The 7,520-nt window shown below is 64.5% G+C and carries 9 protein-coding genes; 4 read left to right on the top strand and 5 right to left on the bottom strand.

Annotated elements, in window-relative coordinates:
• The 3 genes from UNPA324_RS17760 to flaF form a co-directional block, all read left to right on the top strand.
• A partial coding sequence (locus UNPA324_RS17760) for a flagellin (protein ID WP_283810251.1) occupies positions 1-445 on the top strand: 445 nt, incomplete at its 5' end.
• A 219-nt stretch (positions 446-664) separates the two neighbouring features.
• Positions 665-2,956 carry a DUF1522 domain-containing protein gene (locus tag UNPA324_RS17755; RefSeq protein ID WP_141935217.1) on the top strand — a complete coding sequence of 764 codons (2,292 nt, stop codon included), beginning with the start codon at positions 665-667 and terminating at the stop codon, positions 2,954-2,956.
• A gap of 294 nt (positions 2,957-3,250) precedes the next feature.
• On the top strand, positions 3,251-3,619 hold the full coding sequence (gene flaF / locus UNPA324_RS17750) for a flagellar biosynthesis regulator FlaF (RefSeq protein ID WP_008554779.1): 369 nt from the start codon (positions 3,251-3,253) through the stop codon (positions 3,617-3,619).
• Positions 3,620-3,748: 129 nt separating this feature from the next.
• Here the strand turns inward: flaF and UNPA324_RS17745 are convergent, their stop codons facing one another.
• The 4 genes from UNPA324_RS17745 to UNPA324_RS17730 form a co-directional block, all read right to left on the bottom strand.
• Positions 3,749-4,108, bottom strand: a complete 360-nt coding sequence (locus UNPA324_RS17745) for a hypothetical protein (RefSeq protein ID WP_141935216.1) — start codon at positions 4,106-4,108, stop codon at positions 3,749-3,751.
• Positions 4,109-4,266: 158 nt separating this feature from the next.
• Complete coding sequence (locus UNPA324_RS17740; RefSeq protein WP_141935215.1) at positions 4,267-4,764, bottom strand: hypothetical protein; 498 nt, start codon at positions 4,762-4,764, stop codon at positions 4,267-4,269.
• Positions 4,765-4,775: 11 nt separating this feature from the next.
• On the bottom strand, positions 4,776-5,144 hold the full coding sequence (gene flgJ / locus UNPA324_RS17735) for a flagellar assembly peptidoglycan hydrolase FlgJ (RefSeq protein WP_181769427.1): 369 nt from the start codon (positions 5,142-5,144) through the stop codon (positions 4,776-4,778).
• A complete protein-coding gene (locus UNPA324_RS17730) occupies positions 5,144-6,268 on the bottom strand; it encodes a flagellar basal body P-ring protein FlgI (RefSeq protein ID WP_141935213.1) in 1,125 nt (374 codons plus the stop codon). Before UNPA324_RS17730 ends, flgJ begins: the two co-directional genes overlap by 1 nt.
• Positions 6,269-6,554: 286 nt before the next feature.
• On the opposite strand from UNPA324_RS17730, the gene UNPA324_RS17725 reads away from it, so the two are divergent.
• A complete protein-coding gene (locus UNPA324_RS17725) occupies positions 6,555-6,968 on the top strand; it encodes a flagellar assembly protein FliX (RefSeq protein WP_141935212.1) in 414 nt (137 codons plus the stop codon).
• A gap of 155 nt (positions 6,969-7,123) precedes the next feature.
• Here the strand turns inward: UNPA324_RS17725 and UNPA324_RS17720 are convergent, their stop codons facing one another.
• Entirely contained in the window at positions 7,124-7,495 is a 372-nt protein-coding gene (locus UNPA324_RS17720; protein ID WP_128917938.1) for a winged helix-turn-helix transcriptional regulator, read from the bottom strand.
• Positions 7,496-7,520 lie beyond the last annotated feature (25 nt).

Below are 7,520 nucleotides of genomic sequence, written 5' to 3'. Positions count from 1 at the left end.
GCAGGACTCCTCGTTCAACGGCGTCAACCTGTTGAACGGCGACCAGCTCAAGCTGGTGTTCGACGAGACCGGCAAGTCGAGCCTGAACATCACCGGCGTCACCTACAACTCCAAGGGTCTGGGCCTCGCCTCGCTGACCGTCGGGGTCGACTTCATCGACAACGCCGCCGCCAACAGGGTGTTGACCAACCTGAACGCGGCGTCGAGCACGCTGCGCTCGGAAGCCTCGAGCCTCGGTTCGAACCTCTCGGTGGTGCAGATCCGTCAGGACTTCAACAAGAACCTGATCAACGTGCTGCAGACCGGCTCGTCCAACCTGACCTTGGCCGACACCAACGTCGAGGCGGCCAACAGCCAGGCGCTGTCGACCCGCCAGTCGATCGCGGTCTCCGCACTGTCGCTGGCCAACACCTCGCAGCAGGGCGTGCTGCAGCTGCTGCGCTAATAAGCGGCTGAAATCACTGGATAAAAGCGAGCGGCGGGACGCTTTGTCCCGCCGCTCTTTTTTGCGTCTGGAGGCGGGCAGGGGCATTCATCAGGCATTAACCGTATCGCTTAAACCGGCGTTAACCATACTTTAAAGGACACCTCCTAAAACTGGACAAAAGCCCGCTTTCCAGACCGCGCGGCCGATTCGTACCCAGTCCAAGAGGAAGACTCGCCAATGTCCAACATCGTTCTCTCGGCGTCCGTTCGCCAGAACCTGTTGTCGCTGCAGTCGACGGCCGACTTGCTGGCCACGACGCAGGAGCGGCTGTCGACCGGCAAGAAGGTCAACACGGCGCTCGACAATCCCACCAACTTCTTCACCGCGCAGGGGCTGGACAACCGGGCGAGCGACATCAGCAACCTGCTCGACGGCATCAACAACGGTGTCCAGGTGCTGCAGGCCGCCAACACCGGCATCACCTCGCTGCAGAAGCTGATCGACAGCGCCAAATCGATCGCCAACCAGGCGCTACAGACCACCGTCGGCTACTCCACCAAGTCGAACGTCTCCACCACCATTCCCGGCGCGACGCCGGCCGACCTGCGCGGCACGACCTCCTATGCGAGCGCGACCGCCAAGAGCAACGTGCTCTATACCGGCGCCGCCGGCGGCGTGACCCCGGTCACCGGAACCGCCGCGCTCGGCGCCTCGCTGGGCTCGACCGCCGGTACCTTTACCGGCACGGCAGCGCTCGCCGCCGACGGCACGACCGCGCTGTCCGGCACTGCCACGCTGCTCGGCACCACGACATCCACCACCTTCAGCACCCCGCCCGCGGACGGCGACACCATCACGGTGAACGGCAAGACCATCACCTTCCGCACCGGCATCGCGCCGAGCACGCAGCCGACCGGCTGGGGGCTCGACGCCAGCGGACACATCGCCACCGACGGCAACGGCAATTCAATCGTCTATGAGGGAACGGCGGCTGCGCCCAAGGCGACTGTCAGCGACGTTCTCACCGCGATCGACCTCGCCAGCGCCGTCAAGACCGCAACCATCAGCGCCGGCGCGGCGACCTTCGCGGTCAGCGGCTCGGCCGGCCCCGTCGGCACGGTCCAGGTAGCATCCTCCATCACGGCGGGCGCCGTGACGTTGAAGAGTTCGACCGGCGCCGATCTGAGCGTGACCGGAAAGGCCGACTTCCTCAAGGCGCTCGGTCTGACGTCGGCGACCGGCGCGGGCAACGCGAACGTCACCGCAAACCGCTCCACCACGGCCGGTTCGCTCGGCACCCTGGTCACCGATGGCTCGACGCTGAACGTCGACGGCCACACCATCACCTTCAAGAACGCCGAGACCCCGCAATCGGCAGCGAGCGTGGCCACTGGCTATGGCGTCAGCGGCAACGTCGTCACCGACGGCAACGGCAACTCGACGGTCTATATCCAGAGCGCGACGTTGACCGACCTGCTCAACTCGATCGACCTTGCCACCGGCGTCAAGACCGCGAGCATCTTCAACGGCGCGGCGACGCTGTCGACCACTGCGGGCCAGATCCCGTCGTCGGTCAACAGCAGCGGTCAGCTTGCGCTCTCCACCGGTATCAACGCCGACCTTTCGATCACCGGCACCGGCAACGCGCTGAGCGCGTTCGGCCTCAGCGGCAACACGGGGACGGCGACCGCCTTCACCGCGGCACGCACCTCGGGCGTCGGCGGCGTCAGCGGCAAGACCTTGACCTTCACCTCCTTCAACGGCGGCACGCCGGTCAACGTCACCTTCGGTGACGGCACCAACGGCACCGTCAAGACGCTCGATCAGCTCAATGTGCAGCTGCAGGCGAACCACCTGACGGCGACGATCGATGCCAACGGCGTGCTGACGGTCACGACCGTCAACGAGTACGCGTCCTCGACCCTTGGTTCGACTGCTGCCGGCGGTGCGGTCGGCGGTACGCTTACCGGCGTGCTCGCCTTCACCACCGCGCAGCCCCCGGTTCAGGACCCCGTCGCGCAGACCGCGCGTTCGAGCCTGGTCAGCCAGTTCAACAACATCCTGGCGCAGATCGACACGACGTCGCAGGACTCCTCCTTCAACGGCATTAACCTGCTCAACGGCGATACGCTGAAGCTGGTCTTCAACGAGACCGGCAGCTCCACACTCGGCATCAACGGCGTCGTGTTCAATGCGGCGGGTCTCGGTCTCAGCAATCTCGTTCCCGGCACGGACTTCATCGACAACGGCGCCACCAACAAGGTGCTGGCCAGCCTGAATGCCGCCTCGAGCAGGCTGCGCTCGGAGGGCTCCTCGCTCGGTTCGAACCTCTCGATCGTGCAGGTGCGTCAGGACTTCTCCAAGAACCTGATCAACGTGCTGCAGACCGGCTCGTCCAACCTGACGCTCGCCGACACCAATGAGGAAGCGGCGAACAGCCAGGCGCTGTCGACCCGCCAGTCGATCGCGGTCTCCGCGCTGTCGCTGGCCAACCAGTCGCAGCAGAGCGTGTTGCAGCTGCTCCGCTAATTTCGAGAGCCAAGCTCGCTACTTGAGATCTCGCGGCGGGGCTAATGCTCCGCCGTTCTTTTGAGGGAGATCGCTAAGACAAGATTAGCTGAGATCGGCACGCATCGCGCGAAGCGCGTTTACATCGTGTGTGCGTGGATCTAGCGTTGCGCCGACGAAGAGCTCCGTGACCCGTAATTATCCGGAGTGCTTCCAAGCACACACGTAAGCAAATCTTAAGCGGTGCTGCCTAGGGTTGGGAAAGAAATCCTTAAGCGCGTACAACGCGCTAGGTAAACCTCCAGGGTGTGATTGATGTCGAATTCCGCTGCCTCGGCTTATGCGCGTGTTGCAACGACCACCGCATCTCCTCGCGACATCGAGGCGCAGACCCTGCTCAAGGCCGCGAACAAGCTCCAGGACGCAGTGAACAACGCCGATCCGCTCAGCGAGCAGACCATGCAGGCCCTGATGTTCAACCGCAAGCTCTGGACCATCTTCTTGAGCGAAGCGATGCGCGACAACAACCCGCAGCCGATCGACGTCCGGCAGAAGATCGCGAACATCAGCGTGTTCGTGCTGAGCCAGACCGCCGCGCTGCAGATGAGCCCGCAGTTCGATCACTTCCGTCCGCTGATCGAGATCAACCGCAATATCGCTGCGGGTCTGTCCGGACGGCCGTGACTCGTGATGGTCGGCATCACCAGCATTTGGACCTGTCGTCTTTCGGAAATGACAATTTCACGCTGACCGGTGCCGGTCAGACGCGGAGCAAGACATCGTCACCGATCCCGCAATCTCGACTCGTGATCGTCAGGCGCTGACATCCGTGCTGAGCGGACGCGAGGGCTCGGACTTCATATCCAATGCATGGAAGTAGGCCCGCCGGCGCAGCATCGCTTCGTCGGGGAACTGGTTGACCACTGCGTCGGTCCTGTCGTTGACGACCTGGAAGACGAAGGATGCGGCCGCCTGGTCGAACACGACCTGGCGCGAGACGTTCTCGGGGTTCGACAGATCATTGCGCACGGGCGCGCTCGTATCCGCCGCGGCGACCGTCTGGCTCACCGGAAGATCAGTCTGCACAGCCTCGTTCGCCGCCGCATTGGACGTCGTTACGATCTGCACGGGAGCCGGGATCCCCACCGGCCTGATGCTGAAATCTGTACTCATGGCAGCCTCCTGGTTGCCTTGATTGAGTCAAATCCCAACCCCTCTAATAACGCAACCATGGAACACCAGGACTGAAGACCCGGTAAGGAAACGTGCCTAACCGCGCGACGAAATGGTCACGCGGTTTTTCGTAAAATTGTCGGTTGTTCTCGGCGCGCTCAGAGCGAGCGGCTGACCGCGAGCGGCGTGATGTGGCGCGGACCTGGAGCCGCGCGGCGACCTGCGGCCGTATAGGTGTTCGGCACGTTGCGCTTCTGGATCTCGGCATTGACGCCGCGCACGACGCTTTCGGAAACGGCGTGCGCAGTCGCGAGCACGGTGAGATTGACCTGGAGCATCGCGCGGAATGCATCGTGGTGGCGGTGCAACGTCGAGAGCAGCTCCGGGGCGGATTTCGCGAGCTGCGCCTGGTTCGCCTTCAACTGGCTGACGGCGCCGACATAGTTTCGCGAGAGCTCCTGCTTCTTGCTCTCGAGCGTCATCGCCTCGCGGACCTTGCCGGCGCGAACGAGCTCGGTCTCGCGCTCGATCAGTCCGAGCAGGGCGCTCATCGCATCCATCAGCCCTTCGGCGAGCTTGCGTGCCTCGGCGCCGCCGGGCGCAGTGTTCGGACGCCGGGGCTGCATCGGCTGACGTGAGGCGTTGAAGTGGTTCATGTCGGTTGACCTTATGCCGTGCGGATCGTTTTCGCCTGCTGCATGATGAGGGTGCGGTAGACTTCGGTGGCGACGCCGACGCCGCCGGCCTTGGCGAAGTTCTTTGAATATTGCTCGGTCAGCATCGAGCGCCACACGCCGGTGCCGGGCGTGTCGCCGAACGGGCCTTCGCCCTTCAGGCCCGAGGTCATCTGCGAGAACATGCTGTTGAGGAACATCGCCTCGAAGTCGGTGGCGGTCTTCTGCGCCTTGGCCTGCTGTTGCGGCGAGACCTTTTGCAGCGCGGCAGCGAGGTCGAAATCGGGCCGGCCGTTGCGGCTCTCGACCGAAAAGGCCGAGGAGTTGGCGACGCGCGGAGTGTTGATCGCGCTGGTCTGCATCACATCACCTCGATGTCGGCTTCGATCGCGCCGGCGGCCTTGATCGCCTGGAGGATACTGATCATGTCGCGCGGGCCGATGCCGAGGCCGTTGAGGCCGTCGACGAGCTGCTGGAGCGAGACGCCGTCCTTGACGAGGGCCAGCTTCTTGCCGTCCTCGGTGACGGTGACGGCGCTACGCGGCGCGACCACGGTACGGCCGCGCGACAGCGGATTGGGCTGGCTGACCTGCGGGCTCTCGGAGATGGTGACGGTGAGGTTGCCCTGCGCCACCGCGACGGTGGCGACGCGGACGTCGCGGCCCATCACGATGATGCCGCTGCGTTCGTCGATGATGATCTTGGCGGCGAGATCGGGGTCGACCTGCAGCTGCTCGATCTCGGTCAGGAATGCGACGACGTTGCCTTTGAACTCGGGCGGGATCGAGAGCTGTACCGTGGAGGGATCGATCGGCTCGGCGGTCTTGACGCCGAGATAGTCGTTGACGGCGGCCGCGATGCGCTTGGCGGTAGTGAAGTCGGCGTTGCGCAGCGCCAGGCGCACGTTCGGCAGGCGATTGAGCGCGAATTCGATCTCGCGCTCGATGATGGCGCCGTTGGCGATGCGTCCCACGGTCGGCACGCCGCGCACGATCTTGGCCGCCTCGCCCTCGGCCTGGAAGCCGGAGATCGCGAGCGAGCCCTGCGCCACCGCGTAGACATTGCCGTCGGCACCTAACAGGGGGGTGACGAGCAGGGTGCCGCCCTGAAGGTTCTTGGCGTCGCCGAGCGCGGAGACGGTGACGTCCATGCGCGTGCCCTGGGTGGCGAAGGCCGGCAGATTGCCGGTCACCATCACGGCGGCGACGTTGCCGGTGCGGATGGTGGCGCCGCGGATGTTGACGCCCATGCGCTCGAGCATCGCCTGCAGCGACTGCTTGGTGAAGGGAATGTTGTTGAGCGTGTCGCCGGTGCCGTTGAGGCCGACGACGAGGCCATAGCCGATGAGCTGGTTCTGCCGCACGCCTTCGATGTTGGCGAGGTCCTTGATGCGCGAGGTCGCAGCCGCCGGTGCGACCGATAGCGCCAGCGCCGCCAGTGCCGCGCATGCCACCCTAGCAATCCTCACCCAACGAACGCCTGGCATCCTCTGCTCCCCAAAGGCCCCCCAATAGGGCCCCTCAAATCGGAAAGACCTGCACGACACTCCCATGACGAGCTGGTCCGGCGCTGTCGTTGCGAGGGCTGTGCCAACCCGGGGCAGCAGGATTAGGTGGCTGAATAGGTTGAATAAATCGGTTTCGACCGGTGTCAGCCGGCGTTCGCCCTGAGGAGCGAAACTGCCGCCTCTCGGCAGATTTTGCCGGGCTGTTTACGCGCCGTTAACCATAAGACGGCGAAGGTGACGGCATCGATCACCCGGATTCCCTCCGATGCGCATCTACGGACCGAATGGCACCACGCTTGGAACGCCGGCCAGTCAGGCCAGGCGGACCGGCTCCGGCACCTTCGTGCTGCCCGGCTCCTCGTCGGCGCAGGAGACGCGGAGCGCTGCCGCACCGAAGGCCGCCGCCAACATCGATGGGCTGCTTGCCCTGCAAGGTGTCGAGGAGGATCCGGTCGAGCGTCGCAAGCGCTCGGTCGCTCGCGGCAGGACTGCGCTCGACGTGCTCGACGATCTCAAGATGGGCCTGTTGTCCGGCAATCTCGACGCCGCGACCGTGATGCGGCTGCGGGATGCCGCAGCGAACCTGAAATCCTCCTCGGGCGATGCCGGTCTCGATGCGGTGCTGGCCGAGATCGAGCTGCGCGTCGAGGTCGAACTCGCGAAGGCCGGGCAGGCGTAAGACGGGCAAGCTGTCGTCGTCCGGCTTGACCGGGCGACCCAGTATTCCAGAGACAGACGTTTTCGAATCGAGGAGCCGCGGCGTACTGGATGCCCCGGTCAAGCCGGGGCATGACCAGCGGAGGTTGCAGGTGCAGTGCGCTCCTGCGAGAGCGCCTACGCCGCTTCCTCCTTCTGCTGCGCGTCGTAGCGGCGCTGGGCGGCGAGAACGTCTTTCAGATTCTGCTCGGCCCAATCGCGCAGCGGATCGACCGCACCGGCGAGCGTCAGCCCGAGCTGCGTGATCGAATACTCCACCGTCACAGGGACGGTCGCGATGGCATGGCGCTTGAGCAGGCCGTCGCGTTCGAGCGATTTGAGAACCTGGCTCAGCATCTTCTGCGAGATGCCTTCGATCGTGCGGCGCAATTGATTGAAGCGCATCGGCTCCTCGCGCAGCAGCAGGAGGATCAGCACCGCCCATTTGTCGCCGACGCGGTCGAGGATTTGTCGGGTGGGGCAGTTCGCTGCATAGACGTCGGGTTTCATCGTCGGTCCTCGCAAATCCATGTTC

Origin of the sequence: Bradyrhizobium sp. UNPA324, from assembly GCF_006658635.1 — a bacterium.
Classification (GTDB): domain Bacteria; phylum Pseudomonadota; class Alphaproteobacteria; order Rhizobiales; family Xanthobacteraceae; genus Bradyrhizobium; species Bradyrhizobium nanningense.
The sequence above is the reverse complement of the archived record's forward strand: the minus strand, read 5'-3'. Positions and strand labels throughout refer to the sequence as shown.